At 57.4% G+C, this 23635-nt stretch carries 17 protein-coding genes; 7 read left to right on the top strand and 10 right to left on the bottom strand.

Annotated elements, in window-relative coordinates; all coding sequences use genetic code 11:
* Window positions 1–4: 4 nt before the first annotated feature.
* From DSM3645_RS30630 to DSM3645_RS30885, 7 genes are all read right to left on the bottom strand, one after another.
* Window positions 5–1312 carry a c-type cytochrome gene (locus DSM3645_RS30630; RefSeq protein ID WP_202594930.1) on the bottom strand — a complete coding sequence of 436 codons (1308 nt, stop codon included), beginning with the start codon at window positions 1310–1312 and terminating at the stop codon, window positions 5–7.
* Between the two features lie 63 nt (window positions 1313–1375).
* Window positions 1376–2275, bottom strand: coding sequence for a hypothetical protein (locus DSM3645_RS27960; RefSeq protein WP_002651802.1), 900 nt, complete (start codon window positions 2273–2275; stop codon window positions 1376–1378).
* Between the two features lie 76 nt (window positions 2276–2351).
* The gene (locus DSM3645_RS08955) at window positions 2352–3140 is read right to left on the bottom strand and encodes a cupredoxin domain-containing protein (RefSeq protein WP_002651801.1); all 789 of its coding nucleotides are present in this window, start codon (window positions 3138–3140) and stop codon (window positions 2352–2354) included.
* A 152-nt stretch (window positions 3141–3292) separates the two neighbouring features.
* On the bottom strand, window positions 3293–7963 hold the full coding sequence (locus tag DSM3645_RS08950) for a c-type cytochrome (RefSeq protein WP_002651800.1): 4671 nt from the start codon (window positions 7961–7963) through the stop codon (window positions 3293–3295).
* Window positions 7964–7996: 33 nt separating this feature from the next.
* Window positions 7997–9391, bottom strand: a complete 1395-nt coding sequence (locus tag DSM3645_RS08945) for a hypothetical protein (protein ID WP_002651799.1) — start codon at window positions 9389–9391, stop codon at window positions 7997–7999.
* A 76-nt stretch (window positions 9392–9467) separates the two neighbouring features.
* Entirely contained in the window at window positions 9468–10244 is a 777-nt protein-coding gene (locus DSM3645_RS08940; protein WP_002651798.1) for a cytochrome b N-terminal domain-containing protein, read from the bottom strand.
* Window positions 10245–10321: 77 nt separating this feature from the next.
* Window positions 10322–11482 carry a QcrA and Rieske domain-containing protein gene (locus DSM3645_RS30885; protein WP_002651797.1) on the bottom strand — a complete coding sequence of 387 codons (1161 nt, stop codon included), beginning with the start codon at window positions 11480–11482 and terminating at the stop codon, window positions 10322–10324.
* Between the two features lie 383 nt (window positions 11483–11865).
* On the opposite strand from DSM3645_RS30885, the gene purD reads away from it, so the two are divergent.
* Window positions 11866–13164, top strand: coding sequence for a phosphoribosylamine--glycine ligase (purD, locus tag DSM3645_RS08925; protein WP_002651796.1), 1299 nt, complete (start codon window positions 11866–11868; stop codon window positions 13162–13164).
* A 131-nt stretch (window positions 13165–13295) separates the two neighbouring features.
* On the opposite strand, the gene ruvB is transcribed toward purD, so the two are convergent.
* Window positions 13296–14306 (bottom strand): Holliday junction branch migration DNA helicase RuvB, encoded by a 1011-nt coding sequence (gene ruvB / locus DSM3645_RS08920; protein WP_002651794.1) that lies wholly within the window; start codon window positions 14304–14306, stop codon window positions 13296–13298.
* A gap of 789 nt (window positions 14307–15095) precedes the next feature.
* Here ruvB and DSM3645_RS08915 point away from each other — a divergent pair.
* On the top strand, window positions 15096–16544 hold the full coding sequence (locus DSM3645_RS08915; RefSeq protein ID WP_002651793.1) for an arylsulfatase: 1449 nt from the start codon (window positions 15096–15098) through the stop codon (window positions 16542–16544).
* 152 nt (window positions 16545–16696) lie between these two features.
* The gene (locus DSM3645_RS08910; RefSeq protein ID WP_131282354.1) at window positions 16697–17899 is read left to right on the top strand and encodes a hypothetical protein; all 1203 of its coding nucleotides are present in this window, start codon (window positions 16697–16699) and stop codon (window positions 17897–17899) included.
* Here DSM3645_RS08910 and DSM3645_RS08905 read toward each other — a convergent pair.
* Window positions 17896–18510: a hypothetical protein gene (locus DSM3645_RS08905; protein WP_237564784.1), complete on the bottom strand. Its 615-nt coding sequence runs from the start codon at window positions 18508–18510 to the stop codon at window positions 17896–17898. The genes DSM3645_RS08910 and DSM3645_RS08905 overlap by 4 nt on opposite strands.
* Before the next feature lie 303 nt (window positions 18511–18813).
* Here DSM3645_RS08905 and DSM3645_RS08900 point away from each other — a divergent pair, with 303 nt between their 5' ends.
* From DSM3645_RS08900 to DSM3645_RS08885, 4 genes are all read left to right on the top strand, one after another.
* Window positions 18814–19158 (top strand): histidine triad nucleotide-binding protein, encoded by a 345-nt coding sequence (locus tag DSM3645_RS08900; protein WP_002651790.1) that lies wholly within the window; start codon window positions 18814–18816, stop codon window positions 19156–19158.
* Complete coding sequence (locus DSM3645_RS08895) at window positions 19159–19623, top strand: hypothetical protein (RefSeq protein ID WP_002651789.1); 465 nt, start codon at window positions 19159–19161, stop codon at window positions 19621–19623.
* 103 nt (window positions 19624–19726) lie between these two features.
* Window positions 19727–20701 (top strand): linear amide C-N hydrolase, encoded by a 975-nt coding sequence (locus DSM3645_RS08890; RefSeq protein ID WP_002651788.1) that lies wholly within the window; start codon window positions 19727–19729, stop codon window positions 20699–20701.
* 314 nt (window positions 20702–21015) lie between these two features.
* Window positions 21016–22080 (top strand): metallophosphoesterase, encoded by a 1065-nt coding sequence (locus tag DSM3645_RS08885; protein ID WP_002651787.1) that lies wholly within the window; start codon window positions 21016–21018, stop codon window positions 22078–22080.
* 12 nt (window positions 22081–22092) lie between these two features.
* On the opposite strand, the gene DSM3645_RS08880 is transcribed toward DSM3645_RS08885, so the two are convergent.
* The gene (locus DSM3645_RS08880; protein WP_237564783.1) at window positions 22093–23505 is read right to left on the bottom strand and encodes a hypothetical protein; all 1413 of its coding nucleotides are present in this window, start codon (window positions 23503–23505) and stop codon (window positions 22093–22095) included.
* Window positions 23506–23635 lie beyond the last annotated feature (130 nt).

Below are 23635 nucleotides of genomic sequence, written 5' to 3'. Positions count from 1 at the left end.
GCTGCTAGTTCCGCACGCGAACATTTTCCGGTTGATGCGGCTCGTTTTCGCTTAAAGCGTCGTACGGCAGTCCATATCGCACAAAGTCGACCAGATGCCAAATTTCTTCATCGGTGACAATCGGCGGCGCCGCCGGCATTTTCGCCCCTTCGATACCGTTCCGAATTCGCCAAAAGATATCGATCGGGCGTCGTCCGCCGCGGAAAACCCCTTGCCGCAAATTGCGAGGTCGAAGCTTACGCGGCTCCAGTGCGCCTAACGCCAAATATCCTTCCAACGTGCTGGGATCATTCGGGTCGTAGTAAAACCGCGTCCAGTCGTCGTAAAAATCAGCTTCCGCCGTCTGCCCATCTCCCAAGGCCGATTCGCCATGACAGCCTGCGCAGCCGGTTTTGGCCGAGAAGAAGAGTTCTCGCCCTTTGGCGATCGACTCTTTCATTTCCATCTCTGGCTTCTCGGCGATCTCCGTCACTTCATCGCCGGCATTCATCCATTTTTCGACGATCGGACCAACCACTTCTTCGACGATATTCTCACGCGACTCGAAGAAGGCGACTTCCTCTAGGAACTCCGCTTTTTCTTCTTCCAGTTCTTCTTCGGTAAGACTCTCGACGTATTCCTGTTCTTCGGCGTTGCGCTCACTCGCAGGCTTCACCACCGCAGGCAACAGTTCGCCAAACTCCGCTTCGATCAAGTAGAGTTCGGTCTGACCGCGAATCGACAGGTACTTTACATAGTGGGTCAGCGCTTCGATTTCGTCGCTGTCGAGCAGTTTAAAACTGGGCATCGCCGTACCGGCGGCGCCGTCGCGAATGATTCGATTCAGATCTTGATGCGTTGGCTCTTGCCCAGAAGCGGTTGATTTGAACTTGAACTTGCCTGGCCGATAATCGCGGGGATACGGATTCAAAAAGGCGGCCGTCGGACCGGCGCCATCTCCGGTGATTCCATGGCAATGAACGCAATGCTGTCGATAAAGACCACGCTGCTTGCCGTTCTCGTCGCTCCCATACGGACCGGCCGCCATCTTGATCTTTTCGAGGTCCAAAACGTCTTCGATGCCGGGGACCGGCGGCAACACAGGGTTGTCAGGCGTACCAAACGAGGCCTCCAGAATCTCGGCGATCGGCTGCAGTTGATACTGAGTCGAAAATGTCGCTTCGCTTTCGAGCTCACGTTTGTGCACGGCGATCATGTTCAGCTCGAACTGCGCGGCTGGCGAAAAGCAGCCTGCAGTCGCGATGACGCCGATCGCAAGCAGCGTCCAACGCGCCCAATCGCCGCGCCTCATATTGCTGTAAACTGCGTTCATGCTGGTAATTTCTTGTCGCATCATGACGTATTGCGAAGCGTTCCTTCCCAACAGAAGAAGCGGCTAAAACGTGGAAGCATCCACAACGACCGCTAGTTCGTTCTTCGACTCGTCGGTCGGATCTAGCGTCATCGTAAACTCACCTTTGCGCCACGAGACCGGTTGTCCGTTCACCGTGGTGGGCGACACGCCGCTCGGTTGCGTTTCGTGCCATACTCGAACTTGAATCGGCGCTCCCGCCGGCACATTGGCGATCTCAAACGAACCATCGTCGCCTGAAATCGCATAGTAGCCGTTGGAGCGAATCAAAATGTAGGCCTTCATCCAGGGATGAATGCTGCACGTGACTTCAAACGGATCCTTCTCGCCGGCAGTCGGTTTGTAAGTCGTCGAAGTTCCGCCCGGCACGTTGACGTTGGAAGCGGTGTTTCGCCGCGGCTCCATTTTCGTGTTATGCGCGATCGGATCGCTGTTCAATATCTCTAAGGTTTCGGTCGCTTGCATGCCAAAGACATGATCGACGAACTCGCAGGCCTTCTGATCAAACTTGACTTCATCCGTCGCGCCTTTCGCATCAGGATGAACCCAATCGTCAGGAACCTCGACCATGACAACCATGTTCTTGATTCCTTTGGACTGCGGATCAACCACCACTTGCGGCGCGTAAATCGTGACGTTGTTGGGATTGCAGACCGCCGTATCCTTGGTCACGCTCAGCACCGGATTGGCCGGCGGCGTTCCCTGAATCTGAAATTGCCCGCGAAGCGTGACGAACTCGGTCGGCTTTTGCATCACCGGCTCGGTCGGCTCGGTGGTCGCCGCTTCTTCGTCGCCGCGAAGCGCCTCCCGAATCGCCAGAACGCGACCCGGCCGAGGAACGACCTGCCGCGCGATTTCCGTGTCACAACCGCCGGAAACCCAAGCGGTGATCAAGACAATTATCAGCAGAGGGATTCGCTTCATCACGCAACCTTTAATTCGGCTGGCGATGAAGGCCGAGCGATGATTAACGCCATCGCTCGCCCCCTTCGCCGAAAGCCTATTTCTTCAACTTGTCAGCAGCGACGGTGATGACGCCCAGGTCGGTCGCTTTCCCGTCCTCTACCTTGATTTCGTATTCGCCTTTGCGGTCTTTTTCGGTCTTGCCGCCCATCTTCACTTCTGACAGGTAACCGCCGCTGGTGTGCCAGAACTGGAAATTCCAGTCGCCAGCCGGCACGTTTTCGATCGTGAACGTGCCATCTTCGGCCGAAACGGCGACGTACGGCGCTTCTTTGACCACGATGAAACCGGTCATCCAGGGATGGATCGCACAAGCGGCGACCATCGGGACGCGTTCTTCCGAGGGGAATTGATGCATAAACGAACCGCCAGCAGGAACCAACGTGTTGAACGGGTTGTTGGCGAAGCCGTCGACCTTAAAGTTGTGCGCGATCGGATCGGAGTTTTTGAACTCGACCTTTTGCGACGGACGAACGACAACCACATGCGGCACGTAGGCGCACGCCAGGTTGTCGACTTCGATCGTATCGTTGGCGGTCGCTTCGTAGCTCGCATGAACCGGCGGTTGCGGATCGCGACGACCCAGCGAGAGCCAAACGCAAACGTTCTTCAGTCCGCCATCGGGACCCACCAACAGCGACTCATCCACCAACGGCGGATTTTTGTCACAGACCGCTTTGTCTTTGGTAATGACCAAGGGCTCAGGCGGCGCAACTTTGCCGTCGACGACAAATTTGCCGGTGATCGTACCCCAACCTGCGGCGGAGACGGCGCTGCTGACGCATAGCGCCAGTAGAAGTGCGGAGCTGAAATGTAGCAATTTCACGGTGGGAATCTCCTTCGGTGTTCTTACTGTTCCATGCACGCGGCCGCGTCGAACCACGCTAAAGCTTTTCATTATAAGCAATTCTGTCGCCGCCGCCCATGCATTTCGCCGCACCCTTTTAGGGGGCACGAAAAACAGCCCTCGGCAACCGCTTATTCGACGCCGGTTGCGGCCTCCGGCGGGGGTGGAGCCGCTGCTTCGACCAGCGGCGTCACCTGGCTATGCGCTTTGGCGAATTCGTCGTAATTCATCAACAAATCGGTCAAAGCGTCGATCTGATCGAAGCTCGTCCCATGGTACAGTTTTTGATCAATTCCGCCGTAGTTCGCCGCTGCATCCGGCAAGTACGGGATATTCACCGGCATCGCCGTGTAAGGCAAAATCGCCGAGGGTTGTGAAATCCAGTCCCGGACATAGCGAGGACGCAGTCGCGAGTATACCTGGGTCAGGTCAGGCGCAAGCGCCTTGGCCGAACCGACCGGGACAAAATCTCCGACGATATGACATTTGACGCAGTAGTTGCTGTTCACGATGATTCCCATCGCGTCTGTCAAACGATTTTGCGCTGGCAAACCTTCTTTTTCTAAAAGCTGATCATATTTCGCTTGGGCCGAACGCAAATAATCGGCGCGACGCAGCTTGTCGAAAGCATAGGGAAACTCGGCGTCATCGCGAGCGGCGAAGAAGTTCGCCAACTTGCCGGCTTCGTCCGAAGTCATATTGAACTTCGGCATTCGGAGCACGACGGCGGGACGAATCGGATACGGATCCAACAGGAAGTCATGCATCCAGCCGACCTGGGCTTTCTTCCCCTGGCCGACCAGCGGCGGCGGCAACCAGGCCCAAGCTTCGCTTCCTTTGGCGTTCGGATTCGACTGCTGCTCTAGCTCCAACACTCGCGGCAACAGCATCTTGGTCAAAGCGCCCCCATCGGTCGGATAGCGCCGGCGAATGAAGTCCGCCGGTATATCGGTTCGCAGTAAACCAACCGGATAGACGTTGCCGTCCAGCACCACCGGATCCCACAACTGAAACCGATAGCTCAGTCGCGCCGGATCGTAGTCGAAATCCGCTTCGACATCGTATCCCTCATCATCGACGACAATCGGCAGGCCATCGCGATCGCCTACTGCCGGCAAGCCGACGATCGTCGCATGCAGATTGCCGGCCGCATCGACCGCGCGCTGCGAGAGATCAATATCGGCTTGGCTGAAATGAGGTTCGACGTAGGGATAAGTGGGCGCCGTCGCTTGAGGTTCAAAAAAGCCCGGCTGGAAGGTCAGATCCCACTTCTCCATGCCGACGATGTGACACCCTTTGCAGTTGTACTTCTCCAGGACGACGCGACCTTCGTCCATCGCCTTTTTCCGCGGCGTGGGCGTATAAACGTATTGCGGCGCCGGCGGCTGCGCCACCAAGCCCAGCACAAAGGTGATGATCGCTTCGCGCTGCGCATCGTTTTCAAACGGGAACTGCGGCATCCGCAAGCGGTCGTTGTAACTCTTATTTTCGGTCTTCTTATAGTCGTAGCTCCGCGGCTCACGCAGCTTTTGCTCGATGAAACCGATCCGGCTGTGAGAGCCGATCTGCTTCAGATAGAACTCGGACGGCCAACGAGATTGGTCAATCAACTTGGCGTCGTCGTGCGCCGCAGCTTCAGCGTGATTCTCGTCATGCTTCTCCGCCGGGTGCTCGAGACTGGCCAGCCCCCCTTCGACAACTCCGTAGTCTTGGGCGCTGGTCTCGCTATGATCGGCCGGATGCATATGGTGATGCAGGTACTCATTGATATGCTCGAACGCCAACTTCGACGTATCTTTGCGTCCCCAGTCGGTCAGCGCGGTTCCGATCGGTTTGAAGTCTTCAAAGCCGGGGACATCGTGACATGCGTAGCAACCATATTTGCCGATCGCTTTGCGACCGATGTATTGCAGTTTTTTCTCGGTCGAAATCCCACCGATCAACTCGACTTCGGCCCCCTTGAGACTCGCTCGCTCTTCTTCGGCGATCCCCTGCTCCATGACCTGGGCGATTTTCGCAGCGTTGTAGGTCGCTCCCAGGTAGTCGGTTGTTAGTTGATCCAGATATTTGGGATTCGGCGTCAGTTGCGGATCGGTCGGCTCAAAATCGCCGCCGGTCGACAGGAGAAACGCGACGACATCTTCCGCAGGATCGGTCGCGGTCCCATCGGCCTGTTGCACCGGATCGAGGAACAAATTCGGCATCTTCGTCCGCACGTGATACCGGGTCGGATCTTTCAACCAGGTATACAGCCACTGTCGGCCCGCCGCGCCGCGCAGCTTGCCGCCCAGTCCGGTCAGGTTGGGGCCCTGATCGGCATGCGACGCCGGAAAATCTTCGTGCTGATGACACGCGAGACAACCGCGCGTTTCAAACAACAGCTTGCCGCGCGTGATCTTGTCGGTGTCGCTGCCGACCTGACCTTGCTCGGTCCGCAGATATTCAAACTTCTGACTGTTGGCGGTCAGGTACTGCACGATCCCCAGGATCTCGATCGGCTCAAAATGCTCCGCTTCTTCCAGCGAAGCCGATCCCTTGTCGAGATGACTCCAGAGCCCGAAGAACTGCGGCATCTTCGTATCGGGTCGGAAATGGCTCGGCTTTCGAATCCAATCGTACAGGAACGGCGCCTCCAGCTTGCTGGCGACGTAGCGCAAGCTCGGCCCCACTTTTCGAAGTTCGCCGGGAGCTTCCTGATCTTTCAGTTGACTCGCGACCTCGCGGACCGCCGGTTCATACTGCGGCTCTTCCGCCACCTTGTCGGCTTCGATCGCCTTGAAGACATCCTCACGAACGACATTATCCTCGGGGTGAACCACCACCTCGGCCAACTTCGCTTTCATCGAATCATCAAACTGATCGCCATAGACCGCCAGCAGTTGCTGAGCGGTCGCAAAGTAGTTGGGCTCGAGACGCAAGTCAGGCCCAATCGTCTTGCCGTGTCCTTCGTTCCCCTTCACTTCGTGACAACCAAAGCAGCCGAACTTCAAGATTGCGTGGTACCCTTCGACCACCTTCGGCGCAGGGGGTTCTGGAAATTGCTCGCTCGCTTCCAGCGAAACGACGTCGTGATGACATTTGATGCAACTCGACTCCACAAACCGCTGCGAATGCATCGGATAGAGCCAGAAGTGATTGTCGAACCAGCCGTACTCTTCCTTCCAGTTCTGCATCTCTTTCAGCGAGTTCGGCGTATGCGACGCCCATTTGAAGTCGGTCGCGTTTCCTTGCCCGTCGTGACAGATCGTGCAGCCGAACTTGCCCACTTCGTGGGGACTGAGCGAGCCGACAAACAGATCCAACCGCGGATGCGAAGCATAGGGATGCTCCAGGCCGCGACTCACTTTGATTTGAATCGAATCGCCAAACGGCGCGCTTTGCATCAACAGTCGCCGCACCTGGCCGGGGTCGTTGATCAGGTTGCCGCCGACCTCGACGATCACGTCGCCAAACTTGAGCCCGTCGGGGCCATGCAACCCAGCGATCGAACCGTCGGTCGCGACGCGCTCCCGCAAGACGTCTCCCAGCGGTTTCGCTTGGCCGCCGTGAGCAGCCAACGGATCGGCGACCTTGGCCTGAGCCGCGAGCGACTCGGGCAACACCAGTTCGATCGTCACCAAATCAGGATCAAGCAAACCTTCGGACGCTAAACGAATCCCATAAACCGACTCCAAAGTCGGAACCGTTCCGTCTTCGCCTTCTTCCGGCATGCTGCTGGGCGTCGACATCGTCAGCACGACTTCCTCGTCGTGCGGAAACAGCTGCTTGGTCGGCGAGCCGCGCTGCGTCTTATCAATCCCCATATGACAGGTCATGCAGCGATCAAACCGCGCGACCATCTTATGGCTAAAGTCTTGCTTCAACTCCGGCAACCAGATCTGGTCGATCTTGATTGACGAGTTGAACGCGTCGAGGATCGGCAATTCGTTCACGCGCTTGCCGACAAACGGAAACTCATCACTAAACCAGGTCGACTGCCGCGCGCTGCGGGCTTCGACTAGCTGATTCAGTTCGATTTGATTCGCTTTGATTTCGGATTCAATTTCCGATCCAACCGCACAAATTTCACCCAAGATGCGAATCAACTCTTTGCGATGCGCGGTCGCATGCTGATTGGCGAGTCCTAGTTCGGCCACGTCCGCTTCAACATGCGCAATCTCGTCGCGAATGCTCGCAATTTTATCGGCGCTTAATTCATCGCGAATCGCCAGGTCATAGCGACTACGCACGGCGTCAAGATCCGCGTTGCGAAATTTCTTCTTGCCGAGCAGCGTCTCTTCTCGAAACTTAGCCGCTTTCTCAAACGAGTCGAGCCGGCTGAGAAAGTTGGCCCGCAACTCTTGAAAGTGGATCAGATCTTGTTCTTGATCGGCGGTCGCGTCGTCGGCGGCGACCGCTTCTTTGGCGGCGGTTAGTTGTTCGGCCTGATCCTGCAGACCTTTCAGCTCTGCGTCGATGCTGCTGAAATCGTACTTCGCCTCCCCCCGAGCGGCGGCGTCCTCATTGACGGCTGCTTGAAACTGTCGCATCAGCGTTTCGCTAGGCGCGACCGCTTTGACGGCCAACAGCTTCGTCTCCAGCATGTGATGCGAATAGAGCGTCGCTTCCGTTTTTTGCTGATTGATTTGCCAATCGGCGAGGGTCGCTTCGACGCTACGATACTTGCGCTGAATCGGCTTCCATTGCCGCATGTGATCTTGCGCAAACATGATGATCGTCGCGACCAGTAGAAAAATACTGCTCACCGCAAAGACGAAGTGCATCGTCTTGATGTTGCGCCAAATTGATTCGTTGGCCGGCATTGCCGCAAACTCCGTACGCCTGATTTGGCGCCGTCAAAAATTCGCCAGATACTCGGGCAAGGCGATGATGTATTTCAAATTAAACGACCAGCGCAGCACCATCTTGATGGGAAACAGCGCCATAAGCAGCAGCAGCGAAGCCAAGATCATGAAACGGATCAGGCCCATCTTCTGGAAAAACTTGCGAAAGACCGTCGTCGCCAAAATCGGCGGCAACAGCGTGAAGTAACCGAGCAACAGCAGGATGCCTGGCAGTTCGCGCCAAATCGCAAATCCTAGCGCAGCGCCAGCGCCCACGTCGGGAGGCGCCTTGGGTTTGGGCATTCCGAGCCACTGCACCCAGAAAAATTCGGACAAGTCGACGTTATTCAGCGGCACGACTTTGTGGACGTCCCATTGCTCAAACGGACCAAAAAAGTTCCAGTTTGGACCGCGCAAAAAGGTTCCCAAGATAATGAACGTCACCCACAGCACGAGAAAGCCGAACTGAAACGTCACGTAGGCGAATTTACGCTGGTCGATCGTATAGTAACCGTTTCCCAACTTATTGAAATCGAGGTACGGAATCGCCATCAAGCCGCCGACGATCACCAGCGGAGCGACTACCCCTGCGAACCAGGGATCGTAATAAACCAACATCTCTTGCAGACCAAGGAAGTACCACGGCGCCTTGGATGGGTTGGGCGTTTTCGCAGCGTCGGCCGGTTCTTCCAGCGGCGCCTTCAAAACGACCGCCCACAAGATCAATACGGCGGTGATCGCCACCATGCAAATTAGTTCGGTGTAGACCAGGTCAGGCCAGACCAAGATCTTTTCGTCATCCAACTTCTCTAGCGGCGGCAGTCCATCTTTGGCGCGATCGTCATTTTTGACCGCTTGTGCGGTCGCCAACCAGGTGAAAAAGGCCAGCAGATAGACCATCGCGACGATCGGCACGTTGTCCGGTTTCATCACGATCGAAGCAAAGTTCGGATTGGTCATGCAAACCGCCAACAGCACTAGCATGCAGTTCCACACGATCCACGCGACCACCGGTCGCACAAAGAATCGTCGCCCCAGAAACAGCACCGCCAGCAGCCCGACCGAAAGGGTGCTGTACAGCACCGGCCCCAACGAACCGGCGAACAGATAGTTCACCCCATCGACCATAAACTGCGGCAACGAGATCGGCGCCATCATCGTGGCGCTGCCGCTGAACGCCAACGGCGACATGATCGAGAACACCACCGCCAGGAAGAGACAGCCGAACGACTTGTTTCCCAAGTGAGAATCTTGCGGATGTTCGGCGGTTGGTGCGTGATGGTGCTGAGCTTCGGCCAGCTGCCATAAGTAATAAGCGGCGACGCCGTTCATCAGCCCCAGCGCCAAATAGAACATCCCTAGAAAGCCGCTGACGCTTTGCAGGAATTCTTCGTGGCTCAGGTGCATAACGGCGTCAACTCAAAAGATTCAACGGCAGCAAGGACAACCTCCCACGATCGCCCAACCAGGCGACCGCGACTCTCTATAGCGGCCCACTAATGCCGCCATCCTTGCGGACGCGCCAAAAGTGAATCGCCAACAACAACGAAACCGCCAACGGGATCGCGATGCAATGCAAAATGTAAAATCGGTTCAGCGTCTCTTCCCCCACAAAGCGAGCTCCCAGCAGCCCATATCGAGCGTCCGAAGCGCTGGTGATCAAGTTGATGCCGCCGACCGACAACAGCGAACTGCCGGGACCGGCGCTTCCTAAAAAGGGATGCGCTTTCGCCATATTCGATCCGACCGAGATCGCCCAGATCGCTAACTGATCCCAGGGCAACAAGTAGCCGGTAAAAGACAACAATAAGGTCAGCAGCAAAAGAATCACGCCGACTACCCAGTTGAACTCGCGGGGAGGCTTATAACTGCCGGTCAAAAAGACGCGGTACATATGCAGCCAGACGGTGATCACCATTGCGTGCGCGCCCCAGCGATGGATCTCGCGCAGGATCCCCATCGAACTAACGTCACGCAGCTCTAAGATATCTTTAAACGCCCATTCCAACGTCGGGCGATAATAGAACATCAACAAGACGCCGGTGACCGCTTCGACCAAAAACAGAAAGAAGGTGACCCCGCCCATGCACCAGGTGTAGCTGAGCGCGATCCCTTGTTTTTTGACCGAGACCGGATGTAAGTGAAGAAAGAAGTTGGTCAGAACGACGACGATGCGATTGCGACGATCGACCGGCATCGGATGCCGAAATATGCTCTTCCAAATCTGCGAGTTCTTGATGTGTTCGCTCAGTGAAGGCATGACAGCGCGATCCCTCTTGGTTGACACATACTGCTGACGCGTGCTTACTTAGTTGCGATTGGATGAATCCGCTGAAACTAGGCCGGGCCGATAAACGACCCAGGATCCGCCCATTGCCCCAACTCTTGTTGATAAACGCGACTCTTGTCGATTTCTAGTTGTCCATCATCCGCAATCCGAATCGCGTACCGTTCCAAAGGCCTGGGGGCAGGACCCTCGAAATTGACGCCATCCTTATAAAAACCGCTGCCGTGACAGGGGCATTTAAATTTCTGCTCCGCTTCCAACCAATTCGGCGTGCAGCCCAAGTGAGTGCAAACCGTGCTCAACGCGTAGATCTGCGGTTGGCCTTCGTACTCGGCCCGCACGACCCAAACGGCGAACTGCGACTTGTATTTCGTCTCGACCTGACCCGGCGAAAGATCAGCCGGCGTACCGGCCTTGAATTTCATCGGCGGCTCGGTCCGCACATTCGGAAACATGAACCGCGCCATCCCCAGTGAGCTGATCAAGCCGGTCAACGTCAGCATGCTAAAGCCGACCGCCAGGCTCGAACCAAACGCCCAGGCAAAAAAGCCGCGGCGGGTTTCCTCTTTTTTGGCGGCCGCTTTCGGCTTCGCAGTCGCAGCCACATAGGCCGGGCGCTCCGGCATCGTGACTTTCTTTTTCTCCCGCTTTTCTGGCGGTGATTCTCCCTTGGCGGCCGCTTCCGCTTTGGTGATCGGCCCTGCTTTGTCTTTCTTTCGCGCCGAAGACAAAATACTCTGCGTATCGAGCGGACCCGCCGGAACCGGCTTGGCGCCTTTTTCGGCCGTCGCTGGGTTTGCTTTCGCCGCCGGCGCCGATTTGGCCGCTGGTTTCGGAGCAGTCGACTTCTCGGCCGCTCCCCCGCCCTTGCCGGCTCGCGCCGCGGCCAGCATGTCAGCTACCGACATTTCCCCCGGCTTTTTCGCCGGAGCCGCAGGCTTCTCTGCTTTGGGCTTCGCTTCGCCAGCCGGCTTGCTCCCTTTGCCGCGAGCCGCGGCCAACATTTCGGCCACGGACATCTCGCCGGGCTTTTTGGCCGGCGGAGAATCTTCGCTCGGCGGCGTCTCTGGCTCTGGGGGAGCTTGCTCCGCAGGAGCAGCTTCCCCTGAGGACTCGGCGTCTGAGGACGGCGCAACATTTTCGCCGCCCGGCTTGTCAGTGCGACAAGCGGCGAGAATATCCTCGACCGACATTTTTTTCTTGTCAGCCATCGATGTCTTCGCGCTAGAGATAAGGCCGAAACCGCATCAACAATCAATGGATTGTCACCGCAATCCCGGATTTTAGGGAAGGCTATTTCACCGCCCGGAGCGGCAAAAAATAGCGACTGATTCTTTCAACTTCCTCTGGCAGAACAACTTGCGGCGTAATTCCACGTGCCGAACTGCGGTTTCCCGTGATTTCCTGCCCAAGTTGTATTCGATCTGCCCCCACTGTCAACCGTTTTTGCGCGAGACAATTTGTCACATCCTGCCGAGTGGTAAGGTCGTAGTTCACCGCAGCCGCCGAAAACAGCATCTGTCGAGTCTTTGGCTTCCCCGGTAGAATGTCAGATTCGACGCAGGACCTCAGCCCCATAAAGGCTTATTGCATTATGAACGTATTGGTGATTGGCAACGGCGGCCGCGAACACGCGCTCGCTTGGAAAATTGGTCAAAGCTCGCGCGTCGATCGCGTTTTTGTAGCGCCCGGCAATGCCGGTACGGCGCTCGACGCGGAGAATGTCGATATCGCTCCCTCCGACTTTCCGCAGTTGATCAAGTTCGCCAAGCAAAACAACTGCGGCCTGACCGTCGTCGGCCCCGAAGCGCCGCTAGTCGCCGGAATCGTCGACGCGTTCCAAGACGCCGGGCTCAAGGTCTTTGGACCCAACAAAGCCGCCGCGCAGATGGAAGGGAGCAAAGCGTTCTGCAAAAAAATCTTGCGTCAGGCCGATGTGCCGACCGCCGAATACCGCTTGTTCCGTGACGCCGACAGCGCCACGCGCTACATCAAAGACCGCTTCCCGCACGAAGGGGAAGATGTGCCGGTCGTCGTCAAAGCAGACGGCCTGGCCGCCGGCAAAGGCGTAACCGTCTGCCGCAAAGCGGAAGACGCGCTCGAAGCGATCAACCAGATTGCTCGCGACAAGATCTTTGGAGACGCCGGCAATCAGATCGTGATCGAAGAACGGCTCGACGGCCAAGAGGCGAGCGTATTAGCGATCACCGATGGTCATACGATCGTCAGCCTGGCGCCGGCCCAAGATCACAAGCCGGCGTTTGATAATGACGAAGGACCCAACACCGGCGGCATGGGCGCCTACAGCCCGACGCCGATCGTCACGCCCAGCATGATGTCCGAGATCGAAGAACGCGTGCTGGTCCCGACCGTTCACGCCCTGAAGCGTTCGCGCCGTCCGTTCCGCGGCGTGCTGTACGCCGGACTGATCATGACCAACCAAGGTCCCAAAGTACTGGAATACAACGTCCGCTTGGGCGATCCTGAGTGCCAGCCGATCTTGATGCGTCTCAAGACCGACCTGATCGATATTCTCGAAGCGACCGTTGATGGCCGCTTGGCCGAGATCGAACCGCTGCAGTGGGATCCCCGTCCCGCGATCTGCGTAGTGATGGCCTCCGACGGCTATCCCGGCGACTACACCCAGGGCCACGCGATTCGCGGCTTGTCCGAAGCGGCTCAACTGCCTGACGTGAAAGTTTTCCACGCCGGCACCACGCTCAAAGGCAGCGACGTCCTCACCGCCGGCGGCCGCGTCCTCGGCGTCACCGCCCTGGGCGATTCGATCGCAACGGCCAAGCTCAACGCCTATACCGCCGTCAAAAAGATCCGCTGGGAAGGCGCCTGGTGCCGGAAAGACATTTCCGACAAGGCCCAGATTTTGCCTTCGTAAAACCTGGATACGAGCCCGCCAGCAAGGGAATGCGGCTGGTCACTTCGAACCGTGCTCGCAACGCCAACCGCATTCCCTTGCTGGCGCTGGCCGGCTAGTGATGGGCCGGCTAGACTCTTTGCGGCATGCAACTAAAACAGTTTCCGCTCTTTCCCATACGCTTTCAGATGCCCCATCGCTTTGGGCGTTACCACACGGCCGCGCGGGGTTCGCACGACCAGCTCGGTACGCAGCAAGAAGGGCTCGACTTCGTCGGCCAGCGTGTCGGTTGCGGCGTTCATCGTATGCGCGATCGCTTCAATCCCGGCCGGACCGCCGGCAAAGACGCGGACCAGCGTCGAGAGATAGTTGCGGTCTTGTTTGTCGAGACCCAGATCGTCGATCGCCTGCATCTCCATCGCGGCGCGGGCCAGTTCTAGCGTGACATGCCCATCCGAGCGGCTGGTCGCAAAGTCGCGCACCCAACGCAGGCGATTGTTGGCCACCCGCGGCGTGCTGCGGCTGCGCTTCGAGATCTCTAGCGCCGCGTCATCGTCGATCGTCACGCCCAGCTTCTTCGAATTGCGGCGAACGATCTCGGCCAGTTCGTCATCGCTGTAAAAGTCGAGATGCTCCCGTAGGACAAAACGATCTCGCAGCGGCGCCGATAACATCCCGCTACGCGTCGTCGCGCCGATCAGCGTGAACGGCTTAATCTGCAGATTGATGGTTCGCGCATTCGTTCCTTCGCCTAGCACGATGTCGATCCGAAAATCTTCCATCGCCGTGTACAGATATTCTTCGACCGCTTTGGGGATCCGGTGGATCTCGTCGATGAACAAGATCGAACGTTCGTCGGCGTTGGTCAGATAGGGAACCAGATCTTTGGGGGCCTGAATCGCGGGCCCGCTGGTCAACTGAAAATTGACGCCCAGGTCTTTCGGGATGCAGGTCGCAAAAGTTGTTTTTCCTAGCCCCGGCGGACCATCAAACAAGATGTGCCCGAGCGGTTCGTCCCGCTTCATCGCGGCGTCGACGACGATCTGCAGCCGCTTGGCGACTTCGCGCTGGCCCACCATATCGGCCATCGACTGCGGACGGAGCGACCGCTCGTCCTCAGGACCATGGCCGTCTCCCTGCTGTAATAAGGCTTCGCGGGCCATCCGTAACGCCGTGCTCGAGGAGAGAAGTGAACAATTGTAGACCTATCGGCGTTCACTATAACAAACCTCGGCAATGGACGAAAAGCCGAGTGGAGAAAGGATCTGGCTGGCGCAATTAACGCCAACCGGGCAAGGTGGGTCAAGACGCGCCACGAACTTGCCCAAATCGGCGACCGATTGGACGCAGGCCACACGCGCGCCAAAGCTTGTCCGTTGACAGAACGCACGCATCTCGGATCGATTAAGGGGTGCGGCGGATTGCGCATTTGGCGGTCGTTTGCCGGCCAACAAATGGGAGCCGGAGCCTTCGTGTGAGCCGCCGGAAAGTGTGCGATAGACCGGCCTTGCCCAGGTGTTTCCTGTGTGTGCGGTCCATACATCGAGTCACCCCCTACGAAAGCGCCCAGTTTACCCCTGGGAAAAATGGGCAAGTTCCTCAAAAAACGAATCGCGGTCCGGTCCAACTAGTTTAACCGTAGAACAAGCCATGTCTGCGGCAGTCGCAATCCCCCCAAACTAACATTCAGGAGGCCCAGGCAAATTGAAGACGAAGAAATCCAGCGGTCCAGTCCAACCCTGCCGGTCCAGTCCAACCTTGTGGGCAAATGTCGAATGTCGAACGAACGGATCGCCGGACTAAAAAAAAATGCAGCGGTCCGGTCCTATGTCTAGTTGCCCTCAAATCGTCATCTCTTGGCGATATAGCGCAGTCTCGGTTTTTTCTGCCTAAAATGGACCCAACTTTCTTTGAGTTCAAAATCCTTTTGCGTCCTACCGCCGAGAAATTTCATGTCTCGTCTGACCGCCTGCCTACTGTTGCTGTCTTCTCCGGCCGGGCTACTGGCCGCGGATCGTGCTCCGAATATCGTGCTGATCATGGCCGATGATTTGGGCTACGCCGAACTGGGCTGCTATGGCCAAAAATGGATCAAGACGCCGAATATCGATCGCCTGGCGGCCGAGGGAATTCGTTTTACCGACTTCTATAGCGGCAACGCCGTTTGCGCACCGTCGCGCTGCTGCTTGATGACCGGCAAGCATCCAGGGCACGCCTACGTGCGGAATAACTTCGCCCAGAAGAAGCTGCCGGCCGAGTCGCTGGCGCTTGGCTTGACTGATTGGACCGGACAACGTCCGCTGGCCAGCGAAGAAGTGACCATCGCCGAAGTGCTCAAGCAGCGCGGGTACGCCACGGCGGCGATCGGCAAATGGGGACTGGGACAGTTCGGCACGACCGGCGATCCCAACCAGCAGGGCTTCGACCTCTTTTACGGTTTCAACTGCCAGACCCATGCTCATAACCATTATCCAAAATTCCTGATGCGGAATCGCGAAAAGGAAGTTCAACCAGGCAACAACCGCGGCGCGACCGGCGAGACCTTTTCGCAAGATCAATTCACCAAAGTCGCCTTGGAGTTCATTGATCAGAACAAGGACAAACCGTTCTTCCTTTACCTGCCGTTCGCAATTCCGCACTTGTCGATTCAAGTTCCGGACGAATCGACCGCCGAGTACACGAACGCTATTCCCGAAGAAAAATATGTCCACAAAGGCTACATCCAGCACCCCACTCCGCGCGCCGGTTACGCCGCGATGATCACGCACATGGACCGCGATATCGGTAAGATTTTGAGCAAGATTGAGACGCTGGGGCTGGATGGCGACACGCTAGTGATTTTCACGTCAGACAACGGTGCGACTTACGATCGCCTGGGCGGATCGGACTCTGACTTTTTTGAATCGGTCGCCAACCTGCGGGGGCTGAAAGGGAGCTTGTACGAAGGGGGCGTTCGCGTTCCGCTGGTCGCGCGTTGGCCCGGCAAGATCAAGTCGGGACAAGTCTCGCACGTCCCGTCCGCTTTGTGGGACATGCTGCCGACGATCGCCGACATCACCGAAACAAAAGCGCCGCAGATGATTGACGGTCTGAGCCTGGCGCCGACGCTACTGGGAAGCGGCGAACAAAAAATGCACGACTATCTCTACTGGGAATTCCCGGCGTACGGCGGTCAGCAGTCGATCCGCATGGGCAAATGGAAAGGGATCCGCCAAAACATGATGAAACGCAACAATCCCGCTCCGCTGAAAATCGAACTGTACGACCTGGAAGCCGACCCCGGCGAAACCACCGACCTGGCGGCTCAGCACCCCGACCTGGTCGACAAGCTGGCGAAGTTGATGGCCGAGGCGCATACGCCGTCCGAGTTTGACAAGATTCCGGCGTTGGACGGGAAGTAGGAAGAAAAGCGGAAACGGGAAAGCGGAGGAAGAGATGCAATCTCCTCCGCCGCCGCAAGTAATTTCTTGTTCCGCATTCCGCCGAACACGTCACAACCCCGCCGGGTTATACTTGCATGCTTCCCCTCCTTAGTTACGTTCGAGAATAACGCGTGCGTAGAGCGATTGTGTTGGTGATTGACGGTTGGAGCGCCGGGTTTCTTTCCTCTTATGGGACGGCCTGGCTAGAGACTCCTGCGCTGAATCAGTTGGCGGCCCAGTCGATTTTGGTCGAGCATGCGACGGTCGAAACGCTCAACCTGGACCAGCTTTATCGGTCTTGGTTTCGCGCGGCGCATCCGTTGGCGCCAGAGGATGGGTTTGATCTGGCGGCCCAATTGGCCCAGGTCGGCGTGCCGCTGCATTTGCTGACGGATGAAGCATTGCTGCGTGACGCGGCTGGCTCGTTTGGGCTTGCGTCGGCCGAGTTTCTGCCCTGCTCAGAGCCGCAGATCACCGAACATGAAGACGAGACCGAGTTGGCCCGCATCTTTGCCCTGGTTTGCGATTGGCTCGATTCGGACGGCGGCGACGAGTTGATTTGGGCCCATGCTCGGGGAATGGCCGGCGCGTGGGACGCGCCGCTCGATTATCGCCGTTCGTTGGCGGAAGACGAAGATCCCGAGCCTCCCACGTACGCGACGCCTCCCTCCTCTCGACCGGAGGGAAAGATTGAACCGGACGAGTTGCTCGGCTTGTCGCAAGCGTACGGCGGTCAGGTGCTGTTGATCGATACCCTGTTAGAAGAACTGCTGGCCACGATTGGCGCATTGCCGGTCGATCGCCAACCGCTGTTGATTATCACTTCAAGCGGCGGAATCCCGCTCGGTTTGCATCGTCAGATTGGACGCGACGCCGCATTGCCGCTGGCCCTCTTTTCGAACCTGACGCAAACGCCGCTGATGCTTCGCTTGCCTGGCGCCGCCCAAGGTCTGACCCGCGTGCAATCGCTGGCGTCCAGCAGCGACCTGCCGGCGACGTTGCTCGCTTGGTTCGCAGCGCCCCAGCCGACGCGAGCAGCAGATGCGGCGCGCTCACTTTTGCTGCTGGACCTGCCGCCGCGAGATCGAACGCTCTGTGCGACAGGCGACGATCTTTATCTGCGGACGATCTCGTGGGGAGCACGCGTCTCTAGCGATGGAAAGTGCCAACTGTTTGGCAAGCCGGATGATCGCTGGGATGTCAACGACGTCGCCAACCGCTGCCAACAGATCACGCCGCTGGCGATCGAGTTGGCCCAGCAAACGCGTGACGCCATCCAACAAGGCGCCCCGCTACCGGAGTTGCCGAAAGAATTAACCCAAGGCCTGGCTTAGCGAAACCGCGACGGCGCTTGCTGCGGATCCAACCGCGTACCGACGCGGGGAGGATCGGCCTGCATGCCGAGTCCGCCGACGCGCTGCGATTCTAGCGGAGCGCTCGCGATGTTGCTGGCGCCGCGCGAAGTTGCCGGCGAGTTGCTGACGGCGACGCGGGAGATTCGCTTTTCATCAACCATGCGGGTCGTGGTCACCGGGCGCGAAACCGTGCGAGTTTCCGGCACCAGGTCACGTCGCGTGATCGGAGTACGAACCGTTTCGACGCGCGATTCCCAGCGGGTCTGCGGCGCCCAGCGATAGGCGACGCGCGGCGGTGCGAAGATGTTGAGCGAGATCGGCGTATACGCTTCCCAACGATATTCGGTTACCGGAACATGATAGGTGCGCTGACTCTCATGCACGTCGGTCGTGTACCGTTCGACGTAAACTTGCTCGGTATGCTCTTGCATCCTCGTTTCGACGACGGGGCGCTGGACGGTGTCGACCACTTCGCGGTAGGTCACGCCGTTCTCTTGGACATAGTTCGGTTGTTGACCACGAACTTCATAGGCGATCAGCAAACCAAGCAAGAACGCTAGGGTCAACGCGAAGTTTTCGCGCGTCAGCATCATGCATCCCCCCAAAAAACTCAGCCAGAAATGAAGACGTTCGCGAGGGCTGGCCGCCAGCGCATGTCTCCCGCAGCGGCAATCCATCGCCGACTACGATCTCTACTCTGTTACGGTATTCGGCAAGCAGGACGCTGGGAGTTAACCCAAACTGGGCTGCTAGCGAGCTGCATTTTCCGCATTGTTCCTAAGTCGTACAGCACGCGACAACGCATCTAATTCGACTGATTGGCCACAGGGCAAAATGGTGTTATTCTGCGCCCTGGATGACAGCACAACTTCCGCCAGCAATGAAAGAACAACATGAGCGAAAAAACGATCTTCAAGCGGATCATCGACGGCGAAATCCCGGCCGACATCGTCTACGAGGACGACCTCTGCTTGGCGTTTCGCGACATCGCTCCCAAAGCGCCAACCCATGTGCTGGTGATCCCGAAGAAGGAGATCGCCACGCTCGATGACGTGACCGACGAGGACGCCGCGTTGATGGGACACTTGTGGATTGTGGTACGCGACGTCGCCCGAAAATTGCATCTTGATAAAGGCTACAGGGTTGTGGTTAATTGCAAAGAAGAAGGAGGCCAGGAAGTGCCGCACGTGCATTTGCATCTGATGGGCGGACGCAAACTAACCTGGCCGCCGGGCTAAGTGGAGATAGACGAAATCGAATCCGACGCACCATCATCGAGCAACTTTCAGATCACGCTGCCGCGGCTGTTCTGGTGGATGTTCGTGATCGGAGCGCTGCTGGGATACGTGCGATTGCTATCTGATACCGCAGGCGCTTCCTTCCCAGGCGTGCTGCTGCTCGCCGCGCCAGCGATTGGAACAGCGCTGCTGCTGATCTGGGATCCTCGAACCTGGCTAGGACCGACGGTGATGTGCGCACCGGTTCTCGTCTACTTTTTGGTCGTCCGGGTGATTCGCTACGATACCGTTCAAAATCAGAATGAAGCGCTGTTTGCGTTACTCTTGATCGGCAGCTGGATCGCTGTGCTCGGCAGCTGCGCCAAGCGTTTGCAACTGACCTCGTCCGCTAGCCGGATCGGAGATGGGTTGCTGTTGCTGGCGGTCCTCCTCGCGTTTGCCTGCGGAATGACGACGATCACGTAACTGTTTTACGATCATGTTCGCACCAACATGCGCTCGACGAACAGTCACGATCCCCAAGACATCTAACCGCTTCACCAATTCCACTATCAGAAGAGCAAGATTTATGTGTACTCGCGCGGTTTATCTCGGACCAGAAGGACAAACCACCACCGGCCGGTCGATGGACTGGAAAGAGGAGATGCACACGAACCTGTGGATCTTTCCGCGCGGCATGCAACGGGATGGCGGACTTGGCGCAGGGTCGCTGGAGTGGACCAGTAAGTATGGCGGCGTCATTGCGTCCGTGTACGAAGGCGGAACCGCCGATGGCATGAATGAGGTCGGACTAGTCGCCAATCTGCTGTATCTCGTCGAGTCGGAATACCCGGCCGCGAATGACAGTCGGCCGGCGATCTCGATCGCGGCGTGGGCGCAATACTTGCTGGATAACTTCGGAAATGTCGCAGAAGCGGTTGCTGAACTTCGCCGAGAAGCTTTTCGCGTGGTTCCGGTGAAAGCCCCCAACGGCGCGGAAGGGAGCGTGCATCTATCGATCTCGGATCCTTCAGGCGATTCTGCGATCTTTGAATATGTCGGCGGCAAACTCGTCATCCATCATGGTAAGCAGCACCAAGTGATGACGAACTCTCCCACCTTCGATCAGCAATTGTCGATCAACGAATATTGGAAACAAATCGGCGGCACGATCATGCTGCCTGGCACGAATCGCCCTGCCGATCGATTTGCCCGCGCCAGTTTTTACATCAACGCCGCGCGGCAATCCGCCGACCCCCAAGAAGCGGTCGCCGCGACGTTTAGCGTGATTCGCAACGTCAGCGTTCCACGGGGGATTACCACGCCGGATCAACCCCACATCTCATCCACGATCTGGCGCACCGTCGCCGATCAAAAAGGGCTGACCTATTTCTTTGAAGACACGGCGAGTCCCAGCATCGTCTGGGTCAAGCTGCGCGAACTCGACTTCGCGGCGACGACCAAGGTTCGCAAGCTTGAACTGCACGACAAATTGGCCGTTGTCGGCAACCAAACGGCGAACTTCCGTGAAGCGCTCCCCTTCAAATTTCTGGCTCCTGCTTGATGGGACGATTCAGAAAATAAATCGGCAGGCGAACGTGATGGCCTGATGCAACGCACCAGGCAAGAGGCCGTGGTCGCTGATGATCTCGCAACGGATGATAACCGGCCCGTTCTGTGCAGATATTAATGAAGTCATTGCTCTTTATTAACAGCAACGCCTGAACTGATCAAAATCGAAACACTTCCTAAAAAGTGCAATCTGTGCGACGATCCAATATATACATCTCAGCTTAATTTTTCGGATGTTTACATCGTCAGGTCGGTCGCCCATAATCGAAACCTCGGACACAAAATCCCGCACGCCAGGAACCTTCCATGTCATCGCTCGATCGTCGTCAACTGTTGAAAGCGGGCGCTTCGCTCGCCGTTGGATCTACATTCGTTTCTCTCGTCGGCTCGCAAGCGTTGGCCGCCGATCCGTACGCAGGCGCAGTGCTTGTCGACGAAGATCCTGCGCCGATCCAACCAGGCTCGTTCACCGTCGCCGTGCTGCCTGATACGCAGTCCTACGGCGAAGGACACCCGGAAGGATTCATGGCGCAAACGAAGTGGTTGGTCGACAATCAAAAGGCGCGCAACATCGCCGCAGCGCTGCATCTGGGAGACATCACCAATCGCAGCCTGCCCGCCCAGTGGGAACTCGCGGTCGCCGCAATGGGCCAACTCGATGGCAAGATCCCTTACTTCATGGTTCCCGGCAACCATGACTATAGCGCCGGCGGCAAATGCACGGATCGTACAACGCTTCTCAACGACTACTTTTCGATCGACAAGTTTCGGACGCAAAAAACCTTTGGCGGCGTCTACGACAAAGAGCCGCAGAAGATGGAAAATAGCTACCATCTGTTCTCGGCCGGTGGACGCGACTTTGTCGTGATCGGCTTAGAATTTGGACCGCGTGCCGATGTCGTCCGCTGGGCTAACGAAGTTGCCGCCAAGCACAAAGACCGCGAAGCGATTTTGATCACGCATGCTTACATGTACTACGACGAGTCCCGCTATGACTGGGCCGAAAAAGGAACCAAGCAACACTGGAACCCGCACTCTTATGGAGTCGCGAAAAATTCGGCCGACGACGTGATGGATGGTACCGAGCTTTGGGACAATCTGGTCGGCAAGCATGAAAACTTCATCATGACGCTGAACGGCCACGTGCTGTACGACGGACTGGGCCGCATGACCTCGGTCACGCCGGGCGGACGCGATGTCCATCAGATGCTCGTCAACTTTCAAACGAAGCCCAAAGGGGGCGACGGCTGGGTGCGGTTGATGGAATTCACCACCGACGGCGGCGTGAATGTGGTCGACTATTCTCCGACACGCAAACAATGCAACGTCTCAGAGCAAAATAAGTTTGCACTGAAATTGGCGAAGGTCTAAGCTGCGTCGCTGTTATGCGTGACGCGGCTCGTCAATTGTCCAAGTCATCAGCAATCCGCCAAACAGGATTGCTGAGATCGTCAGGAAGACCGCTTCGTAAGAAACGGCGTCCAGCGCCCAACCGACCGCCGGAGATGCGATCATCGGCGCGGCGACGCACAGACTCAGCGCGGCCAGATAACGAGGATGTTCGCTCCGCGGCGAGATCTCCAGCACATAGTTGCTGAGCCCGCGAAACATCACAGGCGTCACGCCGACCAGCAAAAAGAGCCAATTGAACAGCACCGCGCCGCTGGGCCCGGTATGGATCAATACGACGGCGATCAGCGGCATGATAAAGACGCCGCACATCATCAACTGCAAGACCAGGCGATTCCCTTTCCAATCGGCCAGTGGACCGCCTAACAAGCTGAACGCCGCCGTTCCGCCGTTCTGGATGATGACCCATAGGATCAAATTTTCGAGCGGGGCTCCCAAACGATCCCGCGCTAGCGCTTGATAGTGCGGAAAGAGCATCAGCGAACAGCCGAAGCAAGCGGCGACGACCGCCAAGCGGCGAAAGTTGCGATCTTCGGTCAGAACGCTAAATGCGTCATGAAAGAGTTCCAGCGCCGTTCCTTTGACATGCGACGATTGATCGCAGCGCTCCTTCAACAAGGCCGCGACGCCGGCGCTCGCCAAAAAGGCGCCCCCGGCGAAACCGAAGATCCAATAGACCTGGGCGCTGTCGTTGGTCAGCCACATCGGCAACAGCCACGCGGCGAAACCGATCGCGGCGATCGCGCCGACAAAGTTGGCGACCAGCATCAAGCGGCCGCGTTTGGTGACGCGCACCAACTTGCCTTGCACGGTGCCAAAGCCAATCTGATTTAATCCGGTCGCGGCGAAAAAGAGCAAGTAGCAAACCATAAATGCGACGGTGATCCAGACGTTGGGCCAGACCGCCCAATCCGGAAAGATCGCGTCGACAGCGCCGCGGACCGGCGGTACGAAGCAAAACGCCAGCATCGAGAAACTGACTCCCATGGCCAGCGTGGTGCCGCAGAGCGACCACTTTTTTTGCGGCATCGACTTGAGCGTCCGCGCGTAAAACAGCGGAGGAAGCGATTGCCCGATCCGATTCAAGATCGGCAACATGCCGCGGATCCAACCAGGCCCGGCGATCAGATCGACGACGGCCGGAATAATGATGCTCTCGGTCTTGAAGATCCAACCACAGCGCATCACGATTTGCGATAGCGCCAACAGCAAAAAGTTACGACCTTCCGCTGCGTCATCCGGTTCAGCAGGCAGTGCGGAAGAAGTGGAATCGGCGGGACCATGTTTTTTATCAGCGGCGAACGAAGACATAGCGTCATTATAGGGAATATCGCCGGTGCGCGGCGGCGACGTGCGTTGCAGTCGTCGCTGGCGGTGAGATTTCACCGAAAAGAAATAAAGGAGCCCCAGGCCATCTGCGCGGTATTGACGACCCAGGGCTCCCCAAAGTTTCTGACAGGCGCAGTCCGCCTGAGGTTTGTTCATTTTCTGCGAGCGGAGTGATGCTGCAGGTACG

This window comes from Blastopirellula marina DSM 3645, assembly GCF_000153105.1.
In the GTDB taxonomy this organism is placed as follows: Bacteria; Planctomycetota; Planctomycetia; order Pirellulales; family Pirellulaceae; genus Blastopirellula; species Blastopirellula marina.
Note: the sequence above shows the minus strand (reverse complement) of the source record. Positions and strands in the feature narration are given on the sequence as shown.

Excerpts from the sequence above, each read along its gene's own strand:
- DSM3645_RS30630 (WP_202594930.1), bottom strand. The coding sequence starts at position 1,312 with ATGAACGCAGTTTACAGCAATATGAGGCGCGGCGATTGGGCGCGTTGG.
- DSM3645_RS27960 (WP_002651802.1), bottom strand. The coding sequence starts at position 2,275 with ATGAAGCGAATCCCTCTGCTGATAATTGTCTTGATCACCGCTTGGGTT.
- DSM3645_RS08950 (WP_002651800.1), bottom strand. The coding sequence starts at position 7,963 with ATGCCGGCCAACGAATCAATTTGGCGCAACATCAAGACGATGCACTTC.
- DSM3645_RS08945 (WP_002651799.1), bottom strand. The coding sequence starts at position 9,391 with ATGCACCTGAGCCACGAAGAATTCCTGCAAAGCGTCAGCGGCTTTCTA.
- DSM3645_RS08940 (WP_002651798.1), bottom strand. The coding sequence starts at position 10,244 with ATGCCTTCACTGAGCGAACACATCAAGAACTCGCAGATTTGGAAGAGC.
- DSM3645_RS30885 (WP_002651797.1), bottom strand. The coding sequence starts at position 11,482 with ATGGCTGACAAGAAAAAAATGTCGGTCGAGGATATTCTCGCCGCTTGT.
- purD (WP_002651796.1), top strand. The coding sequence starts at position 11,866 with ATGAACGTATTGGTGATTGGCAACGGCGGCCGCGAACACGCGCTCGCT.
- ruvB (WP_002651794.1), bottom strand. The coding sequence starts at position 14,306 with ATGGCCCGCGAAGCCTTATTACAGCAGGGAGACGGCCATGGTCCTGAG.
- DSM3645_RS08915 (WP_002651793.1), top strand. The coding sequence starts at position 15,096 with ATGTCTCGTCTGACCGCCTGCCTACTGTTGCTGTCTTCTCCGGCCGGG.
- DSM3645_RS08905 (WP_237564784.1), bottom strand. The coding sequence starts at position 18,510 with ATGCTGACGCGCGAAAACTTCGCGTTGACCCTAGCGTTCTTGCTTGGT.
- DSM3645_RS08900 (WP_002651790.1), top strand. The coding sequence starts at position 18,814 with ATGAGCGAAAAAACGATCTTCAAGCGGATCATCGACGGCGAAATCCCG.
- DSM3645_RS08890 (WP_002651788.1), top strand. The coding sequence starts at position 19,727 with ATGTGTACTCGCGCGGTTTATCTCGGACCAGAAGGACAAACCACCACC.
- DSM3645_RS08885 (WP_002651787.1), top strand. The coding sequence starts at position 21,016 with ATGTCATCGCTCGATCGTCGTCAACTGTTGAAAGCGGGCGCTTCGCTC.